Annotated in this window: 22 protein-coding genes and 1 pseudogene; 11 read left to right on the top strand and 12 right to left on the bottom strand. The window is 57.4% G+C overall.

Going from position 1 to position 26,680, the window contains the following annotated elements:
* Window positions 1-17: 17 nt before the first annotated feature.
* From FHL07_RS18890 to FHL07_RS18905, 4 genes and pseudogenes are all read left to right on the top strand, one after another.
* Window positions 18-598 (top strand): annotated as a pseudogene (locus FHL07_RS18890) (deoxyguanosinetriphosphate triphosphohydrolase); the annotation flags it as partial.
* A 266-nt stretch (window positions 599-864) separates the two neighbouring features.
* Entirely contained in the window at window positions 865-1,491 is a 627-nt protein-coding gene (locus FHL07_RS18895; protein WP_095002233.1) for a response regulator transcription factor, read from the top strand.
* A gap of 8 nt (window positions 1,492-1,499) precedes the next feature.
* Entirely contained in the window at window positions 1,500-5,123 is a 3,624-nt protein-coding gene (locus FHL07_RS18900) for a transporter substrate-binding domain-containing protein (protein ID WP_138738784.1), read from the top strand.
* A gap of 79 nt (window positions 5,124-5,202) precedes the next feature.
* A complete protein-coding gene (locus FHL07_RS18905) occupies window positions 5,203-8,157 on the top strand; it encodes an HD domain-containing phosphohydrolase (protein ID WP_138738785.1) in 2,955 nt (984 codons plus the stop codon).
* 6 nt (window positions 8,158-8,163) lie between these two features.
* Here FHL07_RS18905 and FHL07_RS18910 read toward each other — a convergent pair whose 3' ends face one another.
* Entirely contained in the window at window positions 8,164-8,646 is a 483-nt protein-coding gene (locus FHL07_RS18910; protein WP_095002236.1) for a GAF domain-containing protein, read from the bottom strand.
* Window positions 8,639-9,532 carry an ATP-binding protein gene (locus FHL07_RS18915; RefSeq protein WP_095025151.1) on the bottom strand — a complete coding sequence of 298 codons (894 nt, stop codon included), beginning with the start codon at window positions 9,530-9,532 and terminating at the stop codon, window positions 8,639-8,641. Before FHL07_RS18915 ends, FHL07_RS18910 begins: the two co-directional genes overlap by 8 nt.
* 177 nt (window positions 9,533-9,709) lie before the next feature.
* Between FHL07_RS18915 and FHL07_RS18920 the strand changes: the two genes are divergently transcribed.
* A complete protein-coding gene (locus FHL07_RS18920) occupies window positions 9,710-12,058 on the top strand; it encodes a hybrid sensor histidine kinase/response regulator (RefSeq protein WP_095020304.1) in 2,349 nt (782 codons plus the stop codon).
* Between the two features lie 142 nt (window positions 12,059-12,200).
* Here the strand turns inward: FHL07_RS18920 and FHL07_RS18925 are convergent, their stop codons facing one another.
* A complete protein-coding gene (locus FHL07_RS18925) occupies window positions 12,201-12,686 on the bottom strand; it encodes a glutathione peroxidase (RefSeq protein ID WP_095002239.1) in 486 nt (161 codons plus the stop codon).
* A gap of 17 nt (window positions 12,687-12,703) precedes the next feature.
* Window positions 12,704-13,099 (bottom strand): peptide-methionine (R)-S-oxide reductase MsrB, encoded by a 396-nt coding sequence (gene msrB / locus FHL07_RS18930; protein WP_095002240.1) that lies wholly within the window; start codon window positions 13,097-13,099, stop codon window positions 12,704-12,706.
* A 222-nt stretch (window positions 13,100-13,321) separates the two neighbouring features.
* Here msrB and FHL07_RS18935 point away from each other — a divergent pair, with 222 nt between their 5' ends.
* Both FHL07_RS18935 and htpX read left to right on the top strand, forming a co-directional pair.
* Window positions 13,322-14,533 (top strand): pyridoxal phosphate-dependent aminotransferase, encoded by a 1,212-nt coding sequence (locus FHL07_RS18935; protein WP_095002241.1) that lies wholly within the window; start codon window positions 13,322-13,324, stop codon window positions 14,531-14,533.
* A gap of 313 nt (window positions 14,534-14,846) precedes the next feature.
* Window positions 14,847-15,734, top strand: coding sequence for a protease HtpX (gene htpX / locus FHL07_RS18940; protein ID WP_088379295.1), 888 nt, complete (start codon window positions 14,847-14,849; stop codon window positions 15,732-15,734).
* A gap of 60 nt (window positions 15,735-15,794) precedes the next feature.
* Here htpX and FHL07_RS18945 read toward each other — a convergent pair whose 3' ends face one another.
* Window positions 15,795-16,454, bottom strand: a complete 660-nt coding sequence (locus FHL07_RS18945; protein ID WP_095002242.1) for a thiopurine S-methyltransferase — start codon at window positions 16,452-16,454, stop codon at window positions 15,795-15,797.
* Window positions 16,455-16,555: 101 nt separating this feature from the next.
* On the opposite strand from FHL07_RS18945, the gene FHL07_RS18950 reads away from it, so the two are divergent.
* Entirely contained in the window at window positions 16,556-17,323 is a 768-nt protein-coding gene (locus FHL07_RS18950; RefSeq protein WP_095019382.1) for a DODA-type extradiol aromatic ring-opening family dioxygenase, read from the top strand.
* Between the two features lie 99 nt (window positions 17,324-17,422).
* Here FHL07_RS18950 and FHL07_RS18955 read toward each other — a convergent pair whose 3' ends face one another.
* Window positions 17,423-19,093 carry a DEAD/DEAH box helicase gene (locus FHL07_RS18955; RefSeq protein WP_095002244.1) on the bottom strand — a complete coding sequence of 557 codons (1,671 nt, stop codon included), beginning with the start codon at window positions 19,091-19,093 and terminating at the stop codon, window positions 17,423-17,425.
* Window positions 19,094-19,465: 372 nt separating this feature from the next.
* The gene (locus tag FHL07_RS18965) at window positions 19,466-20,221 is read right to left on the bottom strand and encodes a spermidine synthase (RefSeq protein WP_095002245.1); all 756 of its coding nucleotides are present in this window, start codon (window positions 20,219-20,221) and stop codon (window positions 19,466-19,468) included.
* Window positions 20,222-20,378: 157 nt separating this feature from the next.
* Between FHL07_RS18965 and FHL07_RS18970 the strand changes: the two genes are divergently transcribed.
* Entirely contained in the window at window positions 20,379-21,725 is a 1,347-nt protein-coding gene (locus tag FHL07_RS18970) for a class II 3-deoxy-7-phosphoheptulonate synthase (RefSeq protein ID WP_095020307.1), read from the top strand.
* 124 nt (window positions 21,726-21,849) lie between these two features.
* On the opposite strand, the gene FHL07_RS18975 is transcribed toward FHL07_RS18970, so the two are convergent.
* On the bottom strand, window positions 21,850-22,029 hold the full coding sequence (locus tag FHL07_RS18975; protein WP_138738786.1) for a DUF1127 domain-containing protein: 180 nt from the start codon (window positions 22,027-22,029) through the stop codon (window positions 21,850-21,852).
* A gap of 96 nt (window positions 22,030-22,125) precedes the next feature.
* On the opposite strand from FHL07_RS18975, the gene FHL07_RS18980 reads away from it, so the two are divergent.
* A complete protein-coding gene (locus tag FHL07_RS18980) occupies window positions 22,126-22,983 on the top strand; it encodes a LysR substrate-binding domain-containing protein (protein WP_138738787.1) in 858 nt (285 codons plus the stop codon).
* Here FHL07_RS18980 and FHL07_RS18985 read toward each other — a convergent pair.
* From FHL07_RS18985 to earP, 3 genes are all read right to left on the bottom strand, one after another.
* Window positions 22,973-23,722, bottom strand: a complete 750-nt coding sequence (locus FHL07_RS18985) for a sulfite exporter TauE/SafE family protein (protein ID WP_176465201.1) — start codon at window positions 23,720-23,722, stop codon at window positions 22,973-22,975. The genes FHL07_RS18980 and FHL07_RS18985 overlap by 11 nt on opposite strands.
* A gap of 139 nt (window positions 23,723-23,861) precedes the next feature.
* The gene (locus FHL07_RS18990; RefSeq protein WP_016780001.1) at window positions 23,862-24,434 is read right to left on the bottom strand and encodes an elongation factor P; all 573 of its coding nucleotides are present in this window, start codon (window positions 24,432-24,434) and stop codon (window positions 23,862-23,864) included.
* Window positions 24,435-24,483: 49 nt separating this feature from the next.
* Complete coding sequence (gene earP / locus FHL07_RS18995) at window positions 24,484-25,617, bottom strand: elongation factor P maturation arginine rhamnosyltransferase EarP (protein ID WP_095019386.1); 1,134 nt, start codon at window positions 25,615-25,617, stop codon at window positions 24,484-24,486.
* Between the two features lie 125 nt (window positions 25,618-25,742).
* Here earP and FHL07_RS19000 point away from each other — a divergent pair, with 125 nt between their 5' ends.
* On the top strand, window positions 25,743-26,225 hold the full coding sequence (locus tag FHL07_RS19000; RefSeq protein ID WP_095002250.1) for a GreA/GreB family elongation factor: 483 nt from the start codon (window positions 25,743-25,745) through the stop codon (window positions 26,223-26,225).
* A 109-nt stretch (window positions 26,226-26,334) separates the two neighbouring features.
* Here the strand turns inward: FHL07_RS19000 and FHL07_RS19005 are convergent, their stop codons facing one another.
* Window positions 26,335-26,589 (bottom strand): hypothetical protein, encoded by a 255-nt coding sequence (locus tag FHL07_RS19005; protein ID WP_095002251.1) that lies wholly within the window; start codon window positions 26,587-26,589, stop codon window positions 26,335-26,337.
* Window positions 26,590-26,680: the final 91 nt, after the last annotated feature.

Genomic DNA, 26,680 nt, shown 5'->3' on the forward strand with positions numbered 1-26,680 from the left:
ACGCAGCTTCTCCATGTGTCGAGTCCCTGCTGCTGAACCTGGTGGGCGATGATTTGCCTGAAACTTTTCGCCTGCTTGGCCCCAACGACTCACGACGGCGAAAACGGGCAATACTGCGCGGCAAGGCCATCGAACATCTGACCAACGCCGCTGCCCGGGCTTTTGTCGAACAACAGCAAGCACTGCCGGCACCAGGGGATCTGGTCGAGCATATGCACGGCACGGCCACGTTGCGTGCTGGACAACAAAGACATGGCACGCAAAAAATCTTCCAGGACAAATGCAAAACCTTGCATGAAACGGGTGCCTATACGTCCCTGGAAATCCTCCTCAATGCATTCTGTGGCGCCGCACTTGGGCAGCATGGCGGTCGTACCCCATCGTTCAAAACCGTCGGATCCTCGATTTGCTGGGCAACAATGCTCCCGACCCACAGTGGCCATTACATCGATCGTTTATGCGCATCAACGACTTTATTGCCGGCATGACCGACAGTTATGCCACTGAAATGACCAGAGCAATGACAGGTCACTCCACCCCCCGCCTGACAACCGCTGCCCTCCCCTGCCAAACAGGGAGGGCACGCAGCTCCACTTGATCAAACACTATGTTTACAACATGAAGTAGCAAGTAAGACTTTTCCATACACAAGAAAGAAATATACTCGCGCGCCCAGCGTTAAACTCAAAAAATCTTTAAACGCGCATTTAAATACGCCTCTCCCCTTGTGTATTTAGTGAGCCATCGCCTTATTTTGCGTAGGATAATTCCCATACTACGTTTGTAGGCTCCCCGGTTCCTGCCCCAGCTCTTACATCTGAGCTAAGGTCGCGCTTTCTATTCAGCACCTTATGGGGAATCAATATGAACACCGTATTTATTGTCGACGACCATCCTGTAATCCGGCTCGCAATTCGCATGTTGTTAGAACATGAAGGTTATGAAATAGTCGGAGAAACCGACAATGGAGTAGACGCCATGCAGATGATCCGCGAGTGCACTCCTGATCTGGTAATTCTTGATATCAGCATCCCCAAACTCGATGGCCTGGAAGTGCTGTCACGCTTCAGCTCAATAAGCCCAGCCCTCAAGACGCTGGTTCTCACATCGCAGTCACCGACACTTTTCGCCATGCGCTGCATGCAATCCGGTGCAGCCGGGTATGTGTGCAAACAAGAAGAACTGAGTGAGCTTACCAGTGCAATAAAAGCGGTATTTTCTGGCTACAACTATTTTCCAAGCCAGGCATTGACTTCTGAAACAAACGATCACAACAACTCATCTGAAATCGAGTTATTCAAACTTGTCAACGACAGGGAACTTATGGTTCTGAAGCTGTTCGCACAAGGCAAAACAAACAAGGACATTGCAGCCGGCATGTTTTTAAGCAACAAAACCGTGAGCACTTACAAAAAGCGCCTCATGCAAAAACTGAAAGCCCATTCGCTGGTGGAACTTATCGAGCTGGCAAAACGTAATGGTCTTGTATGAAAAACAGGATGCCCGCACGATTAATCAAGTACCTGTCACTTTTTGCGGGGTTAGTTCTGTGCGTGCCCGTGCTGGCCGCCCCGGTCCGCAGTGAAACCCTTACGTTGCTCAGCCGCTCGAGTTCCGGCCACATTGAAGTCCCCCTGGACAACACTCAACGATACTGGCTGCAAAATAAGCGCGAACTCGTGATCGGCACCTCTGCTGCCGACTATCCACCGTTCGACATGACCGATAGCGGTCGGGACTACGAAGGCCTCACCGCAGATTACGCCGGCCTTCTGCGCAAAGCCCTCAAGCTGTCGATCAGGATCCAGCGCTTTGCCTCCAGAGAAGCAGCCATCAAGGCACTCGAGGACGGCCAGATTGACCTGCTGGGTACTTCCAACGGCTTTGAGGCCGCGAACCAGCACCTTGTACTTTCCATTCCCTATGCCATCGACCAACCCGTACTGGTGACCCGAGAGGGAGAAACACGCTCACTCTCCCAAGGCCTCGCCGGTTTGCGCTTGAGTATGGTGTACCACTATCTGCCCCAGGAGGAAGTAAAGGCGCTTTATCCCCAGGCAATCATCCAGTCTTATCCGTCCTATCAAAATGCCATTAATGCCGTGGCTTTCGATCAGGCGGATATTTTTCTGGGGGACACTGTGTCGACCCATTACATGATCAACAAGGGGTACCTGAAAAACATCAAGATGGCCAATTTTGGCAAACACGAAGCCCATGGATTCAGCTTTGCAGTGCGTCGGGACAACTCGCCCCTGCTAGGCATCATCAACGCCACACTCAAGGCCGTACCCAACAGTGAACAAGAAAGCATTGCCAAACGCTGGAGCGCTGGCAGTGACATTCTACTGTCCGATCAGAAGCTGCAGCTTACTCAGCGAGAAGCCCGTTGGCTGCTCAAGCATCCTGTGGTCAACGTAGTGGTCAACGAAACCATGGCACCCCTGACATTTTTTGATGCCAGCGGGGATTTCCGAGGCATTACTGCCGACCTGCTGGAGATGATCCGTCTGCGCACGGGGCTGCGCTTCGAAATACAACGCGCGAACAGCCTCGACACCATGACCCGAATGATCAGTCGGCACGAAACCGACATTATCTCGGCCATCAATCCTTCAGCCTCACGAGAAAGCGCCCTCAGTTTCACCCGTCCCTATCTGGTGAACTCCTTTGTCCTGCTTACGGCAAAAGGTGATGGGCAACCTGCGAGCCTTGAACAACTTGCGGGTAAAAAACTGGCCTTGACCCGAGGCAATCCCCTGACCGATTACCTGCGCAGTCAATACCCGCAGATAACACTGGTAGAAACCGGGGATATCTATCGCGCCACAGAACTGCTGGCCGAAGAGAAAGTGCAAGGTGCAGTCAGTACGCTGGTCATCGCCAACTACCTGCTGGCCTCGGGGTTGTTTCAGGACCGGTTACAAATCAGTGCCACCATCGGCACCCAACCCGCCATGTTTTCCCTCGCCACTGCCCGGGATGCCAGCGAGTTGTCCTCAATCCTCAACAAGGCGTTGTTGAGTATCGCGCCTGATGAGCTGGGCATTATCAACAGCCGCTGGCGGGGCTATGTGCCGGCATCTGATAGTTACTGGCACAATTACCATCGCCTGTTCTACCAGTTCATCATTGGCACCAGCCTTTTACTGTTGCTGTCCCTGATCTGGAATGCCTATATGCGGCGCCAGATCCGGCAACGAAAATCGGCCGAACGTGCACTCAGCGATCAGTTCGAGTTCATGCGTGCGCTCGTCAACGGTACGCCTCATCCTATTTATGTGCGTGATCGCGAAGGTGTTCTGAAAACCTGCAATGACAGCTACTTGAATGCCTTTTCAGCCAGGCGCGAAGAAGTCATCGGCAAGACCGTGATGCAAACCTGCGACCTCCTGAGCAACGAATGTGAAGCCCGTGACTATCAGGCCGACTACCTGCGTGTCATGCGTGAAGGTACTCCGCTGGTGACTGATCGCCCGCTGAGAATCGGCGAAAAAACGCTCACTATCTATCACTGGATTCTTCCCTATCGGGACTCCCTGGGCGAAGTACAGGGCATCATCGGTGGCTGGATTGATATCAGTGAACGTCATCAGCTACTGGATGAGCTGCGTACGGCCAAGGAGCTGGCAGATGATGCCAACCGGGCCAAAAGCACCTTCCTGGCAACCATGAGCCATGAAATCCGTACACCGATGAACGCAGTGATCGGTTTGCTTGAACTGACGCTCAAGCGCGCCGACCATGGGCATCTCGACCGCCCGTCCATTGAAGTTGCTTATAACTCGGCCAAAGACCTGCTGGAGCAGATAGGCGATATTCTTGATATTGCCCGTATAGAGTCCGGCCGCCTGAACCTGTCCCCGGAACGCGTCAATCTGCACCAACTGGCACACTCCGTGATGCGGATTTTTGATGGCCTGGCGCGGCAAAAAAACCTCACGCTCGACCTGCGTTTCGATGCAACAGACGATCTACCCGACGTACTGATCGATCCGCTTCGTCTCAAGCAAATCCTGACCAACCTGATCAGCAATGCGATCAAGTTCACCCAACAAGGCCGGGTGACGCTTGAAATCAACTTGCTGCCAGCCGGCACCCCTGAGCGGACTGAACTGCACTTGAGCGTCAAAGACACTGGCATCGGCATCAGCGAGCGTGATCAGGCACGCCTGTTTGAGCCCTTCGCCCAGGCACAGAACAGCGGGCAACTGGCGCTCAATGGTGCCGGTCTTGGCCTTGTCATCTGCCGTAGCCTGTGCGAAATGATGGGCGGCACCCTGGTACTGAGCAGCCAGGAAAGTGCAGGTACCCAGGTTCAGATAAAACTTGAAGTGCCAACCCTGACGCCGTCCCAGTGCCCCCCCGCACAAGAACCCTCAATCAACCCTGCCGCTCATCCGCTTAACGTACTGGTGGTGGATGATCACCCGGCCAACCGCTTGCTGATGTGCCAGCAACTTGGATTTTTAGGGCACAGGTTTACCACCGAGCACGACGGCGCCGCAGGTTTGAAAACCTGGAAGACAGGCAAATTCGACCTGGTCATTGCAGACTGCAACATGCCTGTCCTGAATGGCTATGAACTGACTCGAGCCATACGCAAGCATGAGCTGGCCTCCAGCCAACGGCCATGTACCGTGCTGGGGTTTACTGCAAATGCCCAACCGGAAGAGCGGCAACGCTGCAAGCAGGCAGGAATGGACGACTGCCTGTTCAAACCCATCAGCCTGACCCTGTTGAGTCAACGACTGGCCATGCTTGAGCCGCTATTCCACTGCCCGGAAGCCTTCAACGCCGACGCTCTCAGCCCGCTTACAGGAGGCGACAAGGAACGAACAAGACTCTTGCTGGAAGAACTGCTCCGCAGCAACTGCCAGGATCTCAAGACGCTGCTTGAGTTACCTGACAACGGCGAATTGCAGGCGTTTGTCGAAATTGCCCACAGGATAAAAGGCGCTGCCCGCATTGTGGGCGCCCAAAGCCTGATCAACAACTGCGAGGCACTGGAGCAAGCCACGCCCGCTAACCTCGTGCAGGCCCGCGAGCAAGTGCAGGTCTCCATGCGTGCACTGGGACAGGCGCTGGCCCTGCAACTTGAATCGTTGACGAAGCACACCTGAGCGCCAATCAAAGGCAGGTTGGCGCGGTTTTACTATGCTGATAGATACCAGCACGCCTACATCAGCGGAGAATCAGCCCATGCGCAACAGTGCGCTCTCCCATCGGCGCCAGTACCCGCTGCATGCTCACATAAGTGCGATGTTTACATTTTTGTTGCTATTGCTGGGCGTTGTACTGGGCGTATTCAATTACCAGCAAACCACCCGCATCATTCTCGACAGCAGCCAAAAGTTGTTCAGCTACATAGAACAGGATGTTCAGGATGACCTGCTGGATGCCTATCAACCCATACGGCATGCGCTCAACCTGCTAATTCTTGATTCTGCGGCCACAACCGACCAGGTCGAGCTTCGAACAGGCCTGCTGCAGCCCTTTGTACAAGCACTCGAAGACAACCACACACTGTCAGCTCTATACCTGGGCGATGACAACGGCAACTTTTTCCTGGTCCGGCCTTTACGCAATCAAGAGATCCGGCGCCAGTTAAAAGCCCCACCCCAAGCTAGCTTCGAAGTATGGTCGATAACACGTGCAGCCCGGCAAGGCACGGTTAATTCAAAAAAACTGTATCTGGATGCAAATCTGAAACAGCTCGAACAGCGCAACATCCCCAATGAGCTCTATGACCCCCGCGTGCGCAGCTGGTTTATTGCGCAGGATGCCGACAAAAATCAGACCACCACCAGCCCCTACCTGTTTTTTACCACCCACGAAGTTGGTACTACACTCGCCAAACGCAGTACTGCCAATACGGTGATGGGTGCCGATGTAACGCTGTCTCAACTGTCCGCCACCCTGGCCGACCATCAAACAACGCCTGGTACACAGATTGTTCTGTTCGGCGATGATGGCCGGGCCATCGCTTACCCGGACTTCAACAAATTATTGAACGCCATGGACCCCACCAAACTGCCCAAAGTCTCGGAGCTGAATCCGGCCCTTGGACTGCTGATCAATCAAGGGGCAGATGCTCAGCAGCGCCTGGACGACGGCCAGCGCCAATGGATCGTTTCGCGGTTCAAGGTGGACGATGGCAGTGCCAATGGCTTGCAATTGGCAATGATGGTCCCGCAAGACGAGCTGTTGGCCGATGCCTATCAGTTGCGCTGGCAAGGGGCCCTGGTGACATTGGGCGCCCTGGTGCTGTGCCTGCCCATGGGGTGGGTGACCTCCAGGTTGCTGGTGAGGCCCTTGCGCGAATTGGTGCGTGAAGCCGATGCGGTTCGACGGTTCGATTTCAACTATCCATTCACACGACAATCGCCCGTGCTCGAAATCGATCAGATGCAGGCATCCATGGGCCGCATGAAAGAAACCCTCGCCAGCTTTTTTGAAATCACCTCCAGCCTTTCGGCCCATACCCGATTTGAACCCTTGCTGCAGTCCGTACTGTTCGAGACTCTCAAGATTGCTCAGGCAGAGGCCGGGCTGATCTACCTGACAAAAAACGACAGTACTCAACTGGAGTTAAAAGGCCTGATCATCAACGGCCAGCCCCAGGAACTGGCAACCCAGCCCGCGCCCGTGTTGAACCCTGACGACAGCCAGAGCCCCGAGTGGTTACGGGCGCTTTTCGAAGGTCATGACAGTGTCGCCCGCTCACTCACCCTTGAACAGGCGGGTGGCTTGCAGTCTGTGATGGATGAACTGGGCAGCCAGAGTGTCCACCTGATCGGCATTCGCCTGCACAACCGCCAGGGGGAAACGGTGGGTATTCTTGTGCTGGTATTGAACGACAGTGGTTCGACTGACGATCAGGACCACTTGCGGGCCGACCGGATTGCCTTTATCCAGGCGGTGTCCGGTACAGCTGCCGTTGCTATTGAAAGCCAGCGCCTGCAGGCTCGGCAGAAACAGTTGCTGGATGCATTGATCCAATTGCTGGCGGGGGCTATAGACGCCAAAAGCCCGTACACCGCCAGCCATTGCCAACGGGTTCCAATCCTGACATTGATGCTGGCACAGGCGGCTGCTGCGAGCCGGCAGCCACCCTTTGAGCAGTACGCTCCCACGGATGAGCAATGGGAGGCGCTGCGTATCGCCGCCTGGCTGCACGACTGCGGCAAGGTCACAACACCGGAATATGTGGTCGACAAGGCCACCAAGCTTGAAACCCTGTACGACCGCATTCACGAAATCCGCACCCGCTTTGAAGTGCTCAAGCGCGATGCCTGGGTCAATTACTGGCAGGCACGGGCCCTGGGTGGCGACGATCAACAGCTGGCGCACCTGCGAGATGCCTGCCTGCTTGAGCTGGATGATGACTTCGCTTTTGTCGCCCAGTGCAATCTGGGCGGGGAAGCCATGATGGAGGCAGACCTGCAGCGTTTGAACGCCATTGCGCGCCGCACCTGGACCCGCACGCTGGATGATCGCCTGGGCGTTTCCTGGGAAGAAAACAAACGCCAGTCCACCCGCCAGGAGCAAGCCTTGCCGGTGACCGAGTCGCTGCTGGCCGACAAGCCCGAGCACCTGTTCACTCGCCCCGAGGCCGACCTGATTGACCCCGAAAACCCCTGGGGCTTCAAACTCGAAGTACCACCCTACAAATTCAACCGTGGCGAGCTGTACAACCTCAGTACCCGGCGCGGCACCTTGACCCGCGAAGAGCGCTACATCATCAATAACCACATCGTGCAAACCATCCTGATGCTCAGCAGCCTGCCGCTACCTGCCTACCTGAGCAACATTGCCGAAATTGCCGGGGGGCATCACGAAAAAATGGATGGCAGCGGTTATCCAAAACGCCTGAAACGCGAGGAAATGAGCCTGGAGGCACGGATGATGGCAATTGCCGATATTTTCGAGGCATTGACCGCGTCGGATCGCCCCTATAAACGCAGCAAAACCTTGAGTGAGGCGCTGAACATCATGGCCGCCATGTGCCATGACGCCCATATTGATCCGCAACTGTTCGCGCTGTTCATGCACGAACAGATTTACCTGCAATACGCCCGGCAGTTTCTTGACCCTCAACAAATCGATACGGTCGATATCCATGCGCTGATGCTCAAGGCCGGGCTGAAAAACTGATGCGGATCAGCACTCGCTCAAGCGCAAAAAGATGGCCGCCAGCGCTTCAATGCCCAACTGATCCTGCTCGCTGAAGCGCCCGATGCTCGGGCTGTCCAGATCCAGCACGCCGATCAGGCGACCATCCTTGATCAACGGCACGACCAACTCACTGTTGGAGGCACTGTCGCAAGCGATGTGCCCGGCAAATGCATGCACGTCTTCAACTCGCTGCGTTTGCCGGCTCGCCGCTGCAGCCCCGCAGACGCCACGCCCAAACGGGATACGAACACAGGCAATTTGCCCCTGAAACGGGCCCAGTACCAGCTCCTCATTACGATTGAGGTAAAACCCGGCCCAGTTCAGATCATCGAGCTGGTGATACAAAAACGCCGAGAACTGTGCAGCGTTGGCAATAAAGTCACGCTCATCTGCCAACAACGACTCCAACTGAGCCTGCAACAGGCCATAGCCGTTCAGGCCTGCACCTGTGGCGTTCAAATCAATCATTCACTTGCTCCAACAATTTCAAACCCACCCAATAACGCGCGAACTGATAGGCACAACGGCCGTTGCGGTTGCCACGCCCGGTTGCCCAGCGCACCGCCAGAATATCCAGTGCCTCGTCGCGCTGCCACTGCAAACCGGCTTTGGTGGCCAATACATCGATCCAGTGCTCAACCACGCTCAGGAAATGGTCCTGGGTGAACGGATAAAACGACAGCCACAGGCCGAAGCGATCAGACAAGGCGATCTTGTCTTCCACAGCTTCATTGGGATGCAACTCACCGTCGACATTCTTCCAGTTCTCGTTATCGCTTTCCTTTTCGGGCACCAGATGACGGCGGTTCGACGTGGCGTAAAGCAGGACGTTATCCGGCGCTTGCTCAAGGGAACCATCGAGCACGCTTTTGAGCACCCGGTAATCGCTTTCACCCGCCTCAAATGACAAGTCATCGCAAAACAGCACAAAGCGCTGGGGCAAACCTTGCAATTGCTCGACCACCCGCGGCAGGTCGGCCAGATGGTCACGCTCGATCTCGATCAGGCGCAGGCCCGCATTGCCATACTCGGCAAGCAGTGCACGGATGATCGAAGACTTGCCAGTACCGCGCGAGCCCCAAAGCAGAGCGTGGTTGGCCGGCAAACCATCAAGGAACTGTTTGGTATTGCGACCCAGCTGATCCCGCTGAATATCGACGCCGATCAGGTCCGAAAGGCGCATATCAAGGCTGACTTGCAATGGCATCAGGTAACCCGAACGCCCCTCCCGCTGCCAACGGGCCGCCAGGCATTGATGCCATTCGATCGGCTCACGCTGAGCCGGCAGCAAGGGTTCAAGACGTGCGAGGACCGCTTCGGCCCGTTGCAGAAAGGCATCCAGATTAGAATTCACAACATTTCCTCAGACTGATACACAATGATGGCATATTGATATGACCTACATTCAGCTCAAACCACATTACGACTCACATCGCCAGGTCGCAAATACCGCAGTAATGCCTGCCGGTTGACCCACGAATCGACTACTCTTGCACGCCGCAAGGAAATGGAAACAGGTGCAACACCCCCAATGGACATAAAACTCACCCACCGCCTGTCTTTCAAGCAAGCCAAACTGACTGTGCTGGTCGGTCTGATATTGGGGACCCTGCTTAGCCTGCTGCAAATCGGCATCGATTATGCCAGTGAAAACGCCGCCATCGATCGCGAAATCCAGTCGCTGCTGGAGATCAGTCACAACCCGGCATCACGCATTGCCTACAACCTTGATTCGGAGCTTGCCCAAGAGCTTTTGCAGGGGCTGGTGCGCTCACCGGCGATCACCGCCGCACAACTGCTCGACAACGACTATCTGGTGCTCTCGGCGGTGCAGGATCTGCCTGAAACCGGCCGTTATCGGGCGCTGAGCGACTCTCTGTTTGGTGCCAACCGCTCATTTGACCAGCGACTGTACTTCAATCACCTCCCCGAACAAAGCATGGGCGTCTTGCACCTTGAGGTGGATACCTACCCCTTCGGCAAGCGGTTTTTGCAGCGGGCGGAAGTCACACTGCTCAGCGGTTTTATTCGCAGCATCGTGCTCACCTTTATTCTTCTGGGCCTGTTTTACGTCATGCTGACCAAGCCGCTGGTGCGAGTGATTCGTGAGATCAGCGATGGCAAGCCCGCAGATCCGGGGCAGTCGAAAGTGCACTGCCCCAGCGGTCACGAAAACGATGAAATTGGCGTACTGGTGAACGCTGCCAATCAGCAGTTCGAGGCCATGGCCCGTGAAATGGAATACCGGCGCCGCGCCGAAAACACCCTGACCGAGTACCTGGCACAGCTGGAAACCATTGTTTCTGTGCGCACCCAGGAACTGGAGGCCAGCAACGAACAACTGCGCCACTCCAATGAAGAGCTTGAGGCTGCGCGCACTACTGCCCTGGAAATGGCCCAGGCACGCTCAGCGTTTCTGGCCAATATGAGCCATGAAATACGCACCCCGCTCAATGGTTTGCTCGGGATGCTGGCGCTGTGCCTGGACAGCCCGCTGAATGCCGAGCAACACCAGCAATTGTCGATTGCCCATGACTCCGGCAAGGTTCTGGTCGAGCTGCTCAATGACATTCTCGACCTGTCGAAATTCGACGCGGGCCAACTGGAGCTTGAACATATTGCCTTCGACCTGGGCACGCTGATCGAAGATACCGCCAACCTGCTGTCACAGAACGCCGCACCCAGCGTGGAACTGACCTGCCTGATCGATCCGCAGTTTCCGGCACTGGTCATGGGGGACCCGACCCGGGTCCGACAGATCGTCAGCAATTTGTTGTCCAACGCGCTGAAATTCACCCGATTCGGGCGGGTGGATGTACGGCTCAGCGCGCAAGGCGATCAGGTACGTATCGAGGTTTGCGACACCGGCATCGGCATCGCCCAGGAGGCCCAGGCAAGAATTTTCAGCCCCTTCACTCAGGCAGAGGCCGGCATCACCCGCCAGTATGGTGGCACCGGGCTTGGTCTGACCCTGACCAACAGTCTGTGCGCAGTCATGCACGGACGCCTGACCATCAGCTCGGAAGTCGGTTTTGGCAGCCAGTTCTGCGCCGAACTCCCCCTGCCCTGCCATACCCCCGCCATCCAGCCAAAGCCGTTGTCCGGCCGGGTTATTGTGGTGAGTGCAGCGAGCAGCGGGCTGAGCGAAATGCTTGGCAGTTTTTTGCCCCTGTGGGGGCTGGACTACACACGCTACTCCCAGGACGACTCACTGACCGACACCCATCCACAGTTACTGATTACCGACTGTGCCGAGTGCCTGTTTGGCCTGCGCCCGGCCATCAGTGCGCCGATCCTGCTGGTGACCGCGTATGGCAACTTTATGCCCGGTGACCAGGTCAATGCGCTGGCACCCCTGCAACAAAAAGCCCGGCCCCTGTCGCGTCAGGCACTGTACAAGACCTTGCAACATTTGCTGCTCAAGGACGACGGCGAGGTACAGGGCACTCAAACCGTGAATACTCCTGCGGTCCACCGCGCGCGAATCCTGCTGGTCGAAGACAATCCGGTCAACCAGCTGGTGGCCAAGGGCATGTTGAGCAAGCTGGGCTGTGAAGTGGTGGTTGCGAGCCACGGCGGCGAGGCGCTGAGTCGGCTGGAGCAGAAGACCTTTGACCTGGTGTTGATGGACTGCAACATGCCAGTCATGGATGGCTACGAAGCCACACGGCAAATCCGCCATCGCGGGCGCTGGCCCAAGTTGCCCATCGTCGCCCTGACCGCCAATGCCATGCCCGAAGAGCGTGAGCGCTGCCGTTCGGCGGGGATGAACGATTATCTGGCCAAGCCGTTTCGGCGCGAAGAGCTGGCGGCGTTGATTGAGGTATGGGTGCCGCAAAGGCGAGACAGAGACTCCAACCGTGTTGCCGCCGACGAGTAGAACGAGGCCGCGATCGAGCGCGAAGCGGTCGCAAAATGATGCACCAGGGTGCACCAGACAGGCACGGTTTGCAGGATTTGCGACGGCTGCGCCGCCGATCGCAGCCTCGTTCCACTCGTCAGCGGCTACAGATAGAGCGATTTTAACCCAGTAACGCTTCGATATCGGCCTTGAGCGCCTCAGGCTTGGTGGTCGGGGCATAGCGCTTTACGCTTTTGCCATCGCCACTGACCAGGAATTTGGTGAAGTTCCATTTGATTCCCTGCGAGCCCAACAGCCCCGGCGCACGCCTCTTGAGCTGGACAAACAACGGATGAGCCTGGGGGCCATTGACCTCGACCTTCTTGAACAGCGGGAAGCTCACACCAAAATTCAGCTCGCAAAACCCGGAAATGGCCGCTTCGTCGCCCGGCTCCTGCTTGCCAAACTGGTTACAGGGGAAGCCCAGAATCACCAGCCCCTGATCCCTGTACTGCTGCCACAACGCCTCCAGCCCTTTGTACTGCGGGGTAAAGCCGCACTTGCTGGCCGTATTGACCACCAGCAGCGCCTTGCCGCCGAAATCGCCAAGGGCCTTTTGCTCACCGACCAGCGTGGTACACGCAATATCGAGCAGGTTATCGTTCATGGCAACACCTCAAGAAGTCAGACGCGAGGGACCAGGTCCAGGCACACCGAGTTGATACAGTAGCGCAGCCCGGTCGGGGGCGGACCGTCAGGGAACACATGGCCCAGATGCGCATCACATTTGGCGCAGACCACTTCGGTACGCACCATGCCGTGGCTGACGTCACGGATCTCGACCATCGCACTGTCGCCAATGGGCCGGGAAAAGCTCGGCCAGCCGCAGCCAGAGTCAAACTTGGCGCTGGAGTCAAACAGCGGCGCGTTGCAGCAGATACAGTGATAGACACCGTCAGTTTTGGTGGCGTTGTATTTCCCCGAAAACGGCCGTTCGGTGCCTTTGAGGCGGCACACGTTGTATTGCTCCGGGTCGAGCATGGCCTTCCATTCGTCCAGGGTTTTGTTCAACTTTTCCATGGTTCTGCCTCTGTCACTGAAAAACCCCGACCGGTGGCTTTTCCAGGGATCGGGTGGCACGTATGATTGCGCCTCGTTAATCACCAGTCTGGCACCCGCCCTAGCTGCATTCAAACGGATTCTTGAAGCAAAGCGGTGTTAGCCACTGTGTGCAAACACAGAATTTCCCAGTGCAGTGGTCATCACATCGCCTGGATCGTTCATTTTCGGGATCACATCGCCATGCAGGTCAGCAAATCAAACAAGCTCGCCAACGTCTGTTATGACATTCGCGGCCCGGTGCTCAAGCACGCCAAGCGACTGGAGGAGGAAGGCCATCGCATCCTCAAGCTGAACATCGGCAACCCGGCACCTTTTGGTTTTGAAGCGCCGGACGAAATCCTCCAGGACGTGATCCGCAACCTGCCGACAGCCCAGGGCTACAGCGACTCCAAAGGCCTGTTCAGCGCCCGCAAGGCAGTCATGCAGTACTACCAGCAAAAGCAGGTGGAAGGTGTCGGCATCGAAGACATCTACCTGGGCAACGGCGTGTCCGAGCTGATCGTGATGTCGCTGCAGGCCCTGCTCAACAATGGCGACGAAGTTCTCGTACCAGCACCGGACTACCCGCTGTGGACCGCTGCCGTGACGTTGGCTGGCGGCCATCCGGTGCACTACCTGTGCGACGAGCAAGCCAACTGGTGGCCTGATCTTGAGGACATAAAAGCCAGGATCACTCCAAACACCAAAGCCATGGTCATCATCAACCCGAACAACCCGACGGGTGCGGTGTACTCCAAGGAAGTCCTGCTGGGCATGCTCGAGATTGCCCGCCAGCACAATCTGGTGGTGTTCTCGGACGAGATCTACGACAAGATCCTCTACGACGACGCGGTGCATATCTGCACCGCTTCACTGGCCCCTGACGTGTTGTGCCTGACCTTCAACGGCCTGTCCAAGTCGTACCGGGTTGCGGGTTTCCGCTCGGGCTGGATTGCCATCTCCGGGCCCAAGCAAAACGCTCAGGGCTATATCGAAGGCATCGACATGCTGGCCAACATGCGCCTGTGCGCCAACGTGCCCAGCCAGCACGCCATTCAAACCGCGTTGGGCGGCTACCAGAGCATCAATGATCTGGTACTGCCCAACGGACGCCTCCTTGAGCAACGGAACCGCACCTGGGAACTGCTCAACGCGATCCCCGGTGTCAGTTGCGTGAAACCGATGGGGGCGTTGTATGCGTTCCCGCGTATCGACCCGAAAGTGTGCCCGATCCTCAACGACGAGAAATTCGTGCTGGACCTCCTGCTCTCGGAAAAACTGCTGGTGGTACAAGGCACCGCCTTCAACTGGCCGTGGCCGGATCACTTCCGCGTCGTGACCCTGCCTCGTGTCGACGAGCTGGACATGGCCATTGGCCGGATCGGTAACTTTCTGAAGACTTATCGTCAGTAGTTTCTGAACATGTTGTGCGACCAATCAAAAGTCGCACAACATGTGTCTGATGAAACATTCTTCATTCTGCGTCTTTACGGACCTCCCCCGCCTTCAATAGCCTCATGAAAACCATAAAGCCCTTTATTTACTGGCGCTCAGTGGAACTTTTGGCCAAAAAAAACGCTCCTTCATATTAGGAAATTCCCAGCAAACTACTAAAATCAGGCTGCAGGACACAGTTTGAAATAGTCACCTGGTTGAATAGCCTGTGGCAGCACCTTATATACCCCGCATACGGCAACACCCTTAAGACGAGGAGATTCATACAACCATGATGCGCATTCTGCTGTTTTTGGCCACTAACCTGGCGGTCGTGCTGATTGCCAGCATCACCCTGAGCCTGTTCGGCTTTGACGGGTTCATGGCGGCCAACGGGGTTGATCTGAACCTCAGTCAGCTGTTGGTGTTCTGTGCGGTCTTTGGTTTTGCAGGGTCTCTGTTCTCGCTATTCATATCCAAATGGATGGCGAAGATGAGCACCAGCACCCAGGTGATTACACAACCTCGTACTCGTCATGAACAATGGTTGATGCAAACCGTTGAACAACTGTCCCGCGAAGCCGGGATCAAGATGCCTGAAGTGGGGATTTTCCCGGCATACGAGGCTAACGCCTTTGCCACGGGCTGGAATAAAAACGATGCACTGGTCGCAGTCAGCCAGGGCTTGCTCGAGCGTTTTTCGCCCGATGAAGTAAAAGCGGTACTGGCCCACGAAATCGGCCACGTTGCCAACGGCGACATGGTCACCCTGGCGCTGGTGCAGGGCGTGGTGAACACCTTTGTCATGTTCTTTGCCCGGATCATCGGCAACTTTGTCGACAAGGTGGTGTTCAAGAACGACGAGGGCCGCGGCATTGCCTACTACGTTGCGACCATCTTCGCCGAACTGGTCCTGGGTTTCCTCGCCAGCGCCATTGTGATGTGGTTCTCGCGTAAACGTGAATTCCGGGCTGACGAAGCCGGTGCACAGCTCGCCGGCACCTCGGCAATGATCAGCGCCCTGCAACGCTTGCGCTCCGAGCAGGGGCTGCCGGTTCACATGCCGGACACCATGGCGGCTTTCGGCATCAACGGCGGCCTCAAACAAGGCCTGGCGCGGATGTTCATGAGCCACCCGCCACTGGAAGAACGTATCGACGCACTGCGTCGCCGCGGCTAACCCCACGGCAAACATAAAAAGGGCGACCCAGGTCGCCCTTTTTTGTGCCCGGGTTTTGCTTCAGGCGATTTTGCTCAGGCGATACACCCGCTCCACCAGTCGCGTCACGCCGCCCTTGAGGAACTTCCACTCCTGATCGAGTACATCCGGCTGCTCGAGCACTTCCAGCGCCCAGGCAGGCGACAGCAGGCTTTGTACCTCGGCGTCCGGCACCGAGAACGGCGGGCCGTTCATTTGCGACTGATCGTAATCCAGGGTAATCAACAGCCCCCGACAGCCTGGCGGCAGAATCCGGCTCAGGTGCCGAGCATAGGCCGCACGCATCTCGGGAGGGAATGCGATGGTTGCAGCGCGGTCATACAACCCCACACAGGAGGCCACGTCAGCCTCAGTCAGGGCAAACACATCACCGCAGAGGATCTTCACAGGACCCGCCTCGTACACCTTGAAGGCGCCCTGCTGACGAACCTGTGGCTCGACCTGTTGTTCACTGAAAAACTGCTCCACGGCCGTCTGCGTCAGCTCCACGCCCAGCACTTCATGACCGTTGGCCGCCAGCCAGCTCATATCCAGGCTTTTGCCGCATAGCGGCACCAGCACACGACCACCCTCCTCCACCCCCAGTGCCGGCCAAAGGCGCTGAAGGTAAGGGTTGACCTGCGACAGGTGAAAGCCAATCTGATTGCGATCCCAGCGGTCGTGCCAAAATTCGGGCTGCATGATTCACCTTTAAATTCGATAGATAAGCACTAAAACTTATATTGGATTTAGATCAATGATCAGGATGAAGATGACGCATCTCAACTTCGAGGACCTCTTTCATGCTCCCCAGCCTGTTTATCTCCCACGGCTCCCCCATGCTAGCACTGGAACCGGGCGCCAGTGGCCCGGCGCTCAAACGCCTGGCGGCCGAACTGCCGCGCCCCAAGGCCATAGTGCTGGTGTCTGCGCACTGGGAAAGCCCCGACCTGCGGGTCGCCAGCCACCCGTCACCGGAAACCTGGCATGACTTTGGCGGCTTCCCGCCAGCACTGTTTGCCGTGCAATACCCTGCGCCCGGCGACCCGAAGTTGGCCGCGAACATTGTGGAATTGCTGGCAGACAACGGCTTGCCGGCGCGACTGGACGCCAGACGCCCTTTTGACCATGGCGCCTGGGTGCCACTGTCCTTGATGTACCCGGATGCGGATATCCCGGTGGTGCAGGTTTCGTTGCCCAGCCAGTTGGGCCCGGCGGGCCAGACCAGGGTAGGCCATGCACTGGCGGTCTTGCGCAGCGAGGGGATTCTGGTCATCGGCTCGGGCAGCATCACCCACAACCTGCGCGAACTGGACTGGCACGCAGGCCCTGAGAGCATTGAACCCTGGGCCAAGGCGTTTCGTGACTGGATGATCGACAAACTGGCGGCTGATGACGAAACGGCGCTGCATGCCTACCGCACACAGGCGCCTTTCGCCGCTAAAAACCACCCCAGCGACGAGCACCTGCTGCCGTTGTATTTTGCCCGTGCCGCGGGCGGCCAGTTCAGCATTGCCCACCAGGGCTGGACACTGGGTGCGTTGGGGATGGATATCTACCGGTTTGGCTAGCGCCCCGCTCCCACAAAGGCCAGCAAATACAAATCCCGGACAAAAAAAATCCCCGCACCAGGCGGGGATTTTTTTAGCGATCAATCACTGCAAGAGTGATTAATCTTCGCGGTAGCGACGCAGTTTCAACTGCTTGCCAGCAACGCGGGTGTCTTTCAGTTTGGCCAGCAAACCTTCCAGACCGGCTTCCGGCAGTTCTACCAGGCTGAAGCTGTCACGCACCTGGATGCGACCGATAGCTTCACGAGCCAGGCCACCCTCGTTGAGGATAGCGCCCAGCAGGTTCTTGGCAGCGATACCGTCACGCGCACCCAGCGCGGTACGGCAACGTGCACGGCCTTCAGCCAATGGAACCGGAGCACGACGCTCGCGATCACCACGATCAGGACGGTCACCCGAACGCTCGGAACGCTCACGCGGTGCACTGTTAGGCACCAGTGGACGTTCACGCTCGATGGCTGCCAGGGTCAGGGCCTGACCGTTGGTTGCCTTGCGCAGCAGAGCAGCGGCCAGGGCACGCGGGCTGCAGCCGATATCGGCAATCAGGCGATCCAGCAGATCACCGTGAGTCGATTCAGCGTCAGCGACCAGCGGCGTCAGGCTGTTGGTCAACTTCTTGATGCGGGCATCAAGAACAGCCTGGGCATCCGGCAGACGGACTTCCGCAACTTTCTGACCGGTTACACGCTCGATCACTTGCAGCATGCGGCGCTCACGAGGAGTCACCAGCAGCAGTGCGCGACCTTCGCGACCGGCACGGCCAGTACGGCCGATACGGTGAACGTAGGACTCTGGATCGTAAGGCATGTCAACGTTGAACACGTGAGTGATACGTGGAACATCAAGACCACGTGCCGCTACGTCCGTTGCCACAACGATGTCCAGACGGCCATCCTTGAGCGAGTCGATAACGCGCTCACGCTGGTTCTGGGCAATGTCACCGTTCAGCGCAGCAGCTTTGTAGCCTTTGGCTTCAAGGGCGCTGGCCAGATCCAGGGTCGCTTGCTTGGTGCGAACGAACATGATCAGGGCGTCGAAATCTTCAACTTCCAGCAGGCTCAATACAGCCGAGGTCTTCTGGTCAGCGTGAACCAACAGGTGAGCCTGTTCGATCGCGGTAACGGTCTGAGTCTTGGTCTGGATTTTCACGTGTTGCGGATCGCGCAGATGGCGTTCGGCAATGGCACGGATCGACTGCGGCAAGGTTGCCGAGAACAATACGGTCTGACGGGTTGGCGGAAGTGCCTTGAAGATAACTTCAAGATCGTCCATGAAACCCAGTTTCAACATTTCGTCAGCTTCGTCCAGAACCAGGTGGTTCACGGTCGACAGCACTTTTTCGTCACGACGCAGGTGGTCGCACAGACGGCCCGGAGTGGCGACAACGATCTGTGCGCCATTACGGATTGCTTTCAGTTGTGGACCCATAGGGGCGCCGCCGTAAACGGCCACAACGGTAACGCCCGGCATTTGCTTGGCGTAGGTTTCGAAAGCGGTTGCTACTTGCAGCGCCAACTCACGGGTTGGCGCCAGGATCAGGGCTTGCGGCTCGCGCTTAGCAGGATCGATGCGGTGCAGGATCGGCAGGGCGAACGCGGCGGTTTTACCCGTACCGGTTTGCGCCTGACCAATCATGTCGTGACCGGCCATGATGATCGGGATCGATTGCTGCTGAATAGCCGAAGGTTCTTCGTAGCCAGTCGCGATGACAGCAGAAAGAATGTTCGGATTAAGATTAAAAGCGGCGAAGCCGCCGGTTTCCTGGGTCATGGGTCTGCCTCTAAGTGCATCCGCAAAGACCCATGCTCCAAAGCTGCGCATGCCGTGTAAGACTCAAGAGTCGCCCTGGCTGCTTTGTCGGCGGGGATTTGCGAAAACGTTTAAATGAATGGAGCGTTCAGGGTTGTCCGCGAAACGGACGAGCAGCCGAAGCGTGCTTCGGGAAATGCGACACCTAAACGTGGCCCGGCTAAAGGCCGGCGCGCACTATACCGGATTTATCAAAAAAAAGAAGGGGTTTTTTGCCACAAAATCGTCTGTATCCCTCTATGGACCGGGCTTTAACGTTTTTTTTCGTCCTTGAAAAAGCTTTTCGTGCCGGGCCACTCTGGGTGAAACGCTAAAACGTTTCACCGCTTGGCATCAAGTCGCCGGGCGAATTGCCTTGATCAGGGACTCCAGCGAATAACCCAGACGCGGAGCCAGGACTTGTGCCCGGACTGTCAGCGCGTCGATATCGAGTGCCTGTTCCAGGTCAGCAGGCACCATCAGGATAACATTACCCTCCTTGACCGGCAGCTCCCAATAATGGCGGTGATACAGGCCGCGCAGCAACGCAGCCCCCAGCGGCTTGCCATCGTCGGTGGCCCACTGGTTGATGATCAGCCAGCCATTGGGGGCCAGCTTCTTTTGACAGTTTTCAAGGAATGTCCAGGCCAGGTGACCCGCTGCCGGTCCAAGATCGTTGTACAGATCGACAAAAATCAGGTCCGCGGGCTCGGCGCTGTCCAGCAGCTCCAGGGCATCACCGATACGAATATACAAACGCGGATCATCATCCAGGCCCAGGTATTCGATGGCCAGACGCGGCACATCCGGGCGCAGCTCGATGGCTTCGACATCTTCCAGGGGCAAAAACTTGAGACAGGCCTGGGTCAGGGTTCCGGCACCCAACCCCAGAAACAGTGCGCTTTCCGGAGCGTCATGGCACAACGCACCAATCAGCATGGCGCGGGTGTAGTCGTATTCCAGCCAGCTGGGGTCAGCAGTGAACACGCAGCTTTGCTCGATCGCATCGCCGAATTCGAGGAAACGGTAGTCAGCCACTTCCAGCACTCGAATCATGCCGAAGTCATCATGAACTTCGGCGAGCAGACGCTCTACGCGCTCCTCAGACATTTCCTCTCCTTGCCGCGCCCCGGTACTACCCGCGGCGCTGAAAAAACAGCCACTCGATATCGAGCGCAAAGGCGCGATTGTCGGCCATTGCGGCGCAACAGGTCACGCACTAATTGCTGCTAACATGGGCCATCTCCAACAAATACTAGAGTCTGCGATGAGCCCAATCTGGACCCCTGACAGCTGGCGCGCCCTGCCGATCCAGCAACAACCCCACTACCCTGACGCGGCGCACCTGCTGCGCGTCGAGCAAAGCCTGGCCAGTTACCCGCCACTGGTATTTGCCGGCGAAGCCCGGGAACTGCGCCGACAGTTTGCCGAGGTCACTCAAGGCAGGGCGTTTCTGCTTCAGGGCGGTGATTGTGCCGAGAGTTTTGCGGAGTTTTCGGCAGCCAAGATTCGCGACACGTTCAAGGTCCTGCTGCAAATGGCCATTGTCATGACCTTCGCGGCAGGGTGCCCGGTGGTCAAGGTCGGGCGCATGGCCGGGCAATTCGCCAAGCCGCGCTCGGCCAATGACGAAACCATCAACGGCGTGACCTTGCCTGCCTATCGAGGCGATATCGTCAACGGCATCGGCTTTGATGAAAAAAGCCGCGTGCCAGACCCTGAACGCCTGCTGCAGTCCTATCACCAGTCCACCGCCACCCTGAACCTGCTGCGCGCCTTTGCCCAGGGCGGCTTTGCCGACCTGCACCAGGTGCACAAGTGGAACCTGGACTTCATCGCCAACTCGGCCCTGGCAGAGAAATACAGCCAGCTGGCCGACCGTATCGATGAAACCCTCGCCTTTATGCGTGCCTGCGGCATGGACAGCTCGCCGCAACTGCGCGAAACCAGCTTCTTTACTGCCCACGAAGCGTTGCTGCTGAATTACGAAGAAGCCTTCGTACGCCGCGACAGCCTGACCAACGATTACTACGATTGCTCGGCACACATGCTCTGGATCGGCGACCGCACACGCCAGCTGGACGGCGCCCATGTCGAGTTCCTGCGCGGGGTCAACAACCCGATCGGGGTCAAGGTCGGCCCGAGCATGAACAACGAAGACCTGATCCGCCTGATCGATATCCTCAACCCGGACAACGACCCGGGCCGCCTCAACCTGATCGTGCGCATGGGTGCCGACAAAGTGGGCGATCACCTGCCGCAGCTGATCCGCGCGGTAGAAGGCGAAGGCAAGCAGGTGCTGTGGAGTTGCGACCCGATGCACGCCAACACCATCAAGGCCAGCAGCGGCTACAAGACCCGTGATTTCGCGCAAATACTGGGTGAAGTGAAACAGTTCTTCCAGGTTCACGATGCCGAAGGCAGTTACGCAGGTGGCATTCATATCGAAATGACCGGCCAGAACGTGACCGAATGCATCGGCGGTGCCAATCCGATTACCGAAGACGGCCTGTCGGACCGCTACCACACCCACTGCGACCCGCGGATGAATGCCGATCAGTCACTGGAGCTGGCGTTTTTGATTGCCGAGACGCTGAAGCAGGTCAAGCGCTGAAGAGCACCCTAACCCTCTCCCGGAGGGAGAGGGGACTGACCGCACGCGGTTTCAAGAACACCGACAATCAGCGCCCTCTCCCTCAGGGATAGGGCTGGGGTGAGGGGCAGCAAACACCGCGCCCTCACCTGTTAAACGGATCATCCCAAAAAGCCCGATGGCTTTCGGCCTCGATATCCGCCCTGCTCAACCCAAGGTCCTTGAGCGCCGCATCACTGATCTGCCGCAAGCACGCCCGCTCCCGCGACAGTTGATACCAGCGCGAAATCCGGGCAATCCACGCCACGCCTATTTGACCTTTCATCACTTGAGCCCTCCTGTGGTATGGCTCAAGTGTCTGCGCGGGCATAAGATCAATCCAACGAATGTTTCTTATGCGATACATCTGCGAGATTGATCAATGGCTGAATTTCCCAGCATCGACACCGACCTGCTGCGCACCTTTGCCGCCATCGCCGATCACGGCGGCTTCACCCGCGCCGCCGAAGCGGTCAATCGCACCCAGTCGGCGGTCAGCATGCAGATGAAACGCCTGGAAGAAGACGTGCTGCAATGTGCGCTGTTCCAGCGCGAAGGGCGCAGTGTCAGCATTACCCAGGAAGGCGTGGTGCTGCTCGGTTATGCCCGGCGTATCCTCAAGCTGCACAGCGAAGTGTTCAACACCCTGCGCCAACCACAGATGGTGGGCACGGTGAAGATAGGTTCGCCGGATGATTACGTGATGCGTTTTTTGCCCGGCGTATTGTCGCGCTTTGCCCAGGACTACCCGCTGATCAACGTCGAGGTACATTGCGAGCCGTCATCCCAGCTGTTGCAGCGTAATGATCTGGACCTGACGATCGTAACCCGCAAACCCGGTACCGAAATGGGCCAGATCCTGCGCCAGGAACGCTTTGTCTGGATGGTGGCCCAAGGCTTTTCGCCCCATGAACAAACACCCCTGCCCCTGGCAATGTTCAATACCGACTGTTTTTGCCGGACCTGGGCCTGTAATGCCCTGGATATTCAACAACGTGAATACCGGGTTGCCTACACCAGTGCCAGCCTCGCGGCGATCAACGCCGTGGTCAGCACCGGGCTCGCCGTCACCGCCCAGCTACAAAGCCTGCTGACGCCCGACCTGCGCATCATCGGCGCGGCCGAGAACCTGCCGGAGCTTCCCTCAGCCAGTATTGTGCTGTTACGCAAAGCCAACAGCGCGTCGTCACCGATCATTGAGTGCTTTGCCGAATACATCGTCGAAGGCTTCAAGCTTTGAGCGCCAGCAACCCCGCGCACAGCAGCAAGAAAGCACAATACAGGCCGCGCAACAGGCGCTCCGGCAAAGCGTGAGCCAGCCTGACACCCCAACTGATGCTTAACAGCCCACCAATGGCCATCGGCACGCCCATGGCCCAGTTGACCTCGTCATGCACTGCATACGTCAGCAAAGTCACCGCCGTACTTGGCGCAGCCAGGGCCAGTGACAGGCCCTGGGCCACAACTTGAGTGGTGCCGAACACACTGGTCAGCACGGGCGCCGCCACCACGGCGCCACCGACACCAAACAGCCCGCCGGTCGTGCCTGCCACGGCACCCAGCACCCCGAACCACGGCCAGCCATAGCGTGAACCGGCCACAGGCGGGGCTGGCGAGGTGTACATTTTGATCAGGTTATAGAGGGTGATCGCCAGCAAAAAGACGATAAAGCCCCAGCGAATGATCCGCGCATCCACGCCAACGGCGAGCATCGCGCCCAACCAGGCGAAGCAAAAACTCATCAGCACCAGCGGCAATGCCTGACGCAAATTGATCCTGTTGCGTTGCTGATAGCGGTACAACGCCAAGAACACATTGGGCACCGACATGGCCAGGGCCGTGCCTTGCGCCAATTGCTGGTCCAGACCGAACCACAACCCCAATACCGGGATCGCGATCAGACCGCCTCCAATTCCGAACAACCCGCCCAGCGCCCCCATGGCGATACCCAAGGCTGCATACATTACAAAATCGATCAGCATTACCACCCCTCGTTGTGAGCACCCATGCTAACCAGTCCCCGGCGCCGGGCAAAGCGCAGAACCGGGGCTTTTTCATCGAGCAAAAAAAAGCCCGGCATCAAGGCCGGGCTTTTTCATCGTGCGGTTAACGCAAGGTTTAAACCTTGGCGCGGCCCTTGTAGGAACCACCGTCACGGGTATCGATTTCGATCCAGTCACCGATTTCAACGAAATCAGCAACGCTCAGCTCGGTACCGTTTTTCAGTTTGGCAGGCTTCATCACCTTGCCCGAAGTGTCGCCGCGAGCGGAACCTTCGGTGTAGTCAACCTGACGCACGATAGTGGTCGGCAGCTCTACGGATACCAGACGGTCTTCGAAGAAGATCGCTTCGCAAACGTCGGTCATGCCTTCTTCAACGAATGGCAGAACGGCTTCGATGTCTTCAGCGTTCAGCTCGTACATGGTGTAGTCAGTGGTGTCCATGAACGTGTAGGTGTCGCCGCTGATGAAGGACAGGGTCGCTTCTTTGCGATCCAGGATCACGTCTTCCAGCTTGTCGTCAGCGCTGTATACGATTTCGGTCTTGTAGCCAGTCAGCAGGTTTTTCAGCTTGGTCTTCATGATCGCGCTGTTACGACCGGACTTGGTGAATTCAGCTTTCTGAACCAACCAAGGGTCGTTTTCGAGCTTGATGACTGTACCGGGTTTAAGCTCTTTACCAGTTTTCATTACGAATATCCGAATTTGGATTGAGATTTACAAAAATCTAGGTCGCGTATCATATCCAATTTCTATAAAACAGTACTAGCGCTTGCGCAAGATCAGCCTGTAATGACTGTTCCAGACACCACTGTTCAGCGTGTGCAGCGATTTCAGGCCAGCATTGGAGCACCCCATTCCAGCTTTCGCCCATCTCGGCGCCAGCATTCCAGGCATGCCAAAGCCCGGTAACCGCCCGGGCGGCCTGTGGCGAAAGGCCTTTGACGTAGAGGTCGAGGAATGCGTTGAGCTTGACCCAGTGCGCGTCTTCTTCCTGCTCATAGATATGCCACAGCAGGGGGCGCCCTGCCCATTGCGCCCGCACAAACGAGTCTTCACCGCGCACTGCGTTGAAATCACAGCTCCATAACAGGTGGTCGTAATCCTCTTGCCTGACGAACGGCAACGCCTGAACGGTCAACGCCCCGCGCTGTTCGACCGCACCCAGGGGTAACTGCTCAATACCCAGCCACTGCAGCAGATCACCCATGATCCGTCCTTGTGGCACCAGCAGGTGGGTCGGCCCGGCCCCCGCCGCCATTGCATCCAGCCAGCTGGCCAGGCCGGTATTTTCATAGGCAAATAATGAAATCAGCCGCGCATTGTGCGCCGGGCAAACCCCCAGCCCCTGCAAAAATACCTGCTTGGCCTGCGGGTCCTGCTCAAAGGCGTGGCGGCGCTGCAACAAGTCTGCCTCACGCAACAGCCCGCCAGTACCGGCATCAAACCCCGGAAAGAAAAACATCCGTTTCAAACCGTCAGGCCGCATCGATGGCAGGCCGTGGCAGCCGCTGACCCAGTCTTCGGCACTCAAGTATTCGAGATTGATCCACAACGCCGGTTTTTCGCGAGCCTTCATCGCCTGCAGATAGCCTTCAGGCAGTTTGCAGGCAAAGGCCTCGACCACCACGTCGGCAACCTCCGTCGCCGGCCACTGCGCCGGCCACTGGCAAACCTCAACCCCCTGCTGCCATTGCTGCGCAGCGCCGACATCCGCCTCGGGGCACAACGGCACAAACGCTCGCAAGTCATCGACCCACAACCGTACGCCCTGCTGATGCTCGGCCACCAACTGCCGGGCCAGACGCCAGGTCACCCCGATGTCGCCGTAATTATCGACCACGCTGCAAAAAATATCCCAGGAGGCTTTCATACCGGGCTCCAACATTCAAAAGGGGGGATTGTCCGCATAATTGGCTGCGTACAGAAGTCTTGAGGCGGATTAATCTGCGCGGCACTCGTGCGACAATCGGCGTTCGTCACTATCAAGCTGCGACCATGAACAAGACTGCTGTGCACCTGCTGATGCTGGAGAAACTCGAAATCGACCTCGATGTCCTCCAGCGCGCGGCGCAAACCGCCTATGAAGCGGCCACCCATGCGGAAAACATCGCCGAGAACAAATACGACACCCTCGGCCTGGAAGCGTCATATCTGGCCACAGGACAGGCACGCCGGGTTGAGGAAATTCGCCAGGCGTTGAAAAACTGCCGGGCCATGACCCTTGCGCCGTACAACCCGGCGCAGGGCATTCAGATCGGAGCGCTGGTCAGGCTGGAAGCCGAAAATGGCAGCGAACAGTGGCTGTTCCTCGCCCCCGATGCCGCCGGGCTCAAGCTCGACCACAGCGGGCAGACGGTCACCGTCATCACCCCGCGCTCACCCCTGGGGGCCGCCTTGCAGGGCAAACAGCTTGATGATGAAGTGCAGATCAATGTGGGCGGTGCGGTACAGGTGTTTAGCGTTTGCGAAACGCTCTAGACAACTGTGGGAACGGGCTTGCTCGCGATAGTATCGCCCCGGTAACGCAGATAAACCGCGGCAGCTGAATCGCGAGCAAGCCCGCTCCTACCAAAGTTTGATGCATGCCTTACTTGGCAGCAGCCACCATGCGGTTCAACTCACTGCGCACCATGTTGGCGTATTCCGGCGGTGACATGGCGTCCAGTTCCGAGCGTACCCATTCAGCCCACTTGCCCTTACGCTTGGCACGTTCACCAAACAAACGCGCCGCATCCCCTTTGGCCTTGCCCAGGTTGCTCTGCCAAAGGTCGTACAAACGGGATTTTTCATCTTCAAGCGCTGCACGCTCTGCGAGAGGCTTGTTGGCGAGGTTGAAGCTCATGTGAATTTCCTGCGGTGTTAATTAGGTGACATCTTACACCCTACAAAGAAGTGTCTCAGTCTGGTTTTTGACTACGCTGTCAGCTCAGGCG

The sequence above is a fragment of the Pseudomonas sp. FSL W7-0098 genome, from assembly GCF_005930585.1.
GTDB classification, from domain to species: Bacteria; Pseudomonadota; Gammaproteobacteria; order Pseudomonadales; family Pseudomonadaceae; genus Aquipseudomonas; species Aquipseudomonas bubulae.

Bases quoted from the DNA above. Each gene is read 5' to 3' on its own strand.
- FHL07_RS19005 (WP_095002251.1), bottom strand. From the start codon at position 26,589: ATGAGCTTCAACCTCGCCAACAAGCCTCTCGCAGAGCGTGCAGCGCTT.
- FHL07_RS19000 (WP_095002250.1), top strand. From the start codon at position 25,743: ATGAACAAGACTGCTGTGCACCTGCTGATGCTGGAGAAACTCGAAATC.
- FHL07_RS18910 (WP_095002236.1), bottom strand. From the start codon at position 8,646: ATGATTGATTTGAACGCCACAGGTGCAGGCCTGAACGGCTATGGCCTG.
- msrB (WP_095002240.1), bottom strand. From the start codon at position 13,099: ATGGAAAAGTTGAACAAAACCCTGGACGAATGGAAGGCCATGCTCGAC.
- FHL07_RS18950 (WP_095019382.1), top strand. From the start codon at position 16,556: ATGCTCCCCAGCCTGTTTATCTCCCACGGCTCCCCCATGCTAGCACTG.
- FHL07_RS18980 (WP_138738787.1), top strand. From the start codon at position 22,126: ATGGCTGAATTTCCCAGCATCGACACCGACCTGCTGCGCACCTTTGCC.
- earP (WP_095019386.1), bottom strand. From the start codon at position 25,617: ATGAAAGCCTCCTGGGATATTTTTTGCAGCGTGGTCGATAATTACGGC.
- FHL07_RS18955 (WP_095002244.1), bottom strand. From the start codon at position 19,093: ATGACCCAGGAAACCGGCGGCTTCGCCGCTTTTAATCTTAATCCGAAC.
- FHL07_RS18905 (WP_138738785.1), top strand. From the start codon at position 5,203: ATGCGCAACAGTGCGCTCTCCCATCGGCGCCAGTACCCGCTGCATGCT.
- FHL07_RS18965 (WP_095002245.1), bottom strand. From the start codon at position 20,221: ATGTCTGAGGAGCGCGTAGAGCGTCTGCTCGCCGAAGTTCATGATGAC.
- FHL07_RS18945 (WP_095002242.1), bottom strand. From the start codon at position 16,454: ATGCAGCCCGAATTTTGGCACGACCGCTGGGATCGCAATCAGATTGGC.
- FHL07_RS18935 (WP_095002241.1), top strand. From the start codon at position 13,322: ATGCAGGTCAGCAAATCAAACAAGCTCGCCAACGTCTGTTATGACATT.
- FHL07_RS18895 (WP_095002233.1), top strand. From the start codon at position 865: ATGAACACCGTATTTATTGTCGACGACCATCCTGTAATCCGGCTCGCA.
- FHL07_RS18990 (WP_016780001.1), bottom strand. From the start codon at position 24,434: ATGAAAACTGGTAAAGAGCTTAAACCCGGTACAGTCATCAAGCTCGAA.
- FHL07_RS18920 (WP_095020304.1), top strand. From the start codon at position 9,710: ATGGACATAAAACTCACCCACCGCCTGTCTTTCAAGCAAGCCAAACTG.
- FHL07_RS18970 (WP_095020307.1), top strand. From the start codon at position 20,379: ATGAGCCCAATCTGGACCCCTGACAGCTGGCGCGCCCTGCCGATCCAG.
- FHL07_RS18900 (WP_138738784.1), top strand. From the start codon at position 1,500: ATGCCCGCACGATTAATCAAGTACCTGTCACTTTTTGCGGGGTTAGTT.
- htpX (WP_088379295.1), top strand. From the start codon at position 14,847: ATGATGCGCATTCTGCTGTTTTTGGCCACTAACCTGGCGGTCGTGCTG.
- FHL07_RS18925 (WP_095002239.1), bottom strand. From the start codon at position 12,686: ATGAACGATAACCTGCTCGATATTGCGTGTACCACGCTGGTCGGTGAG.
- FHL07_RS18975 (WP_138738786.1), bottom strand. From the start codon at position 22,029: ATGAAAGGTCAAATAGGCGTGGCGTGGATTGCCCGGATTTCGCGCTGG.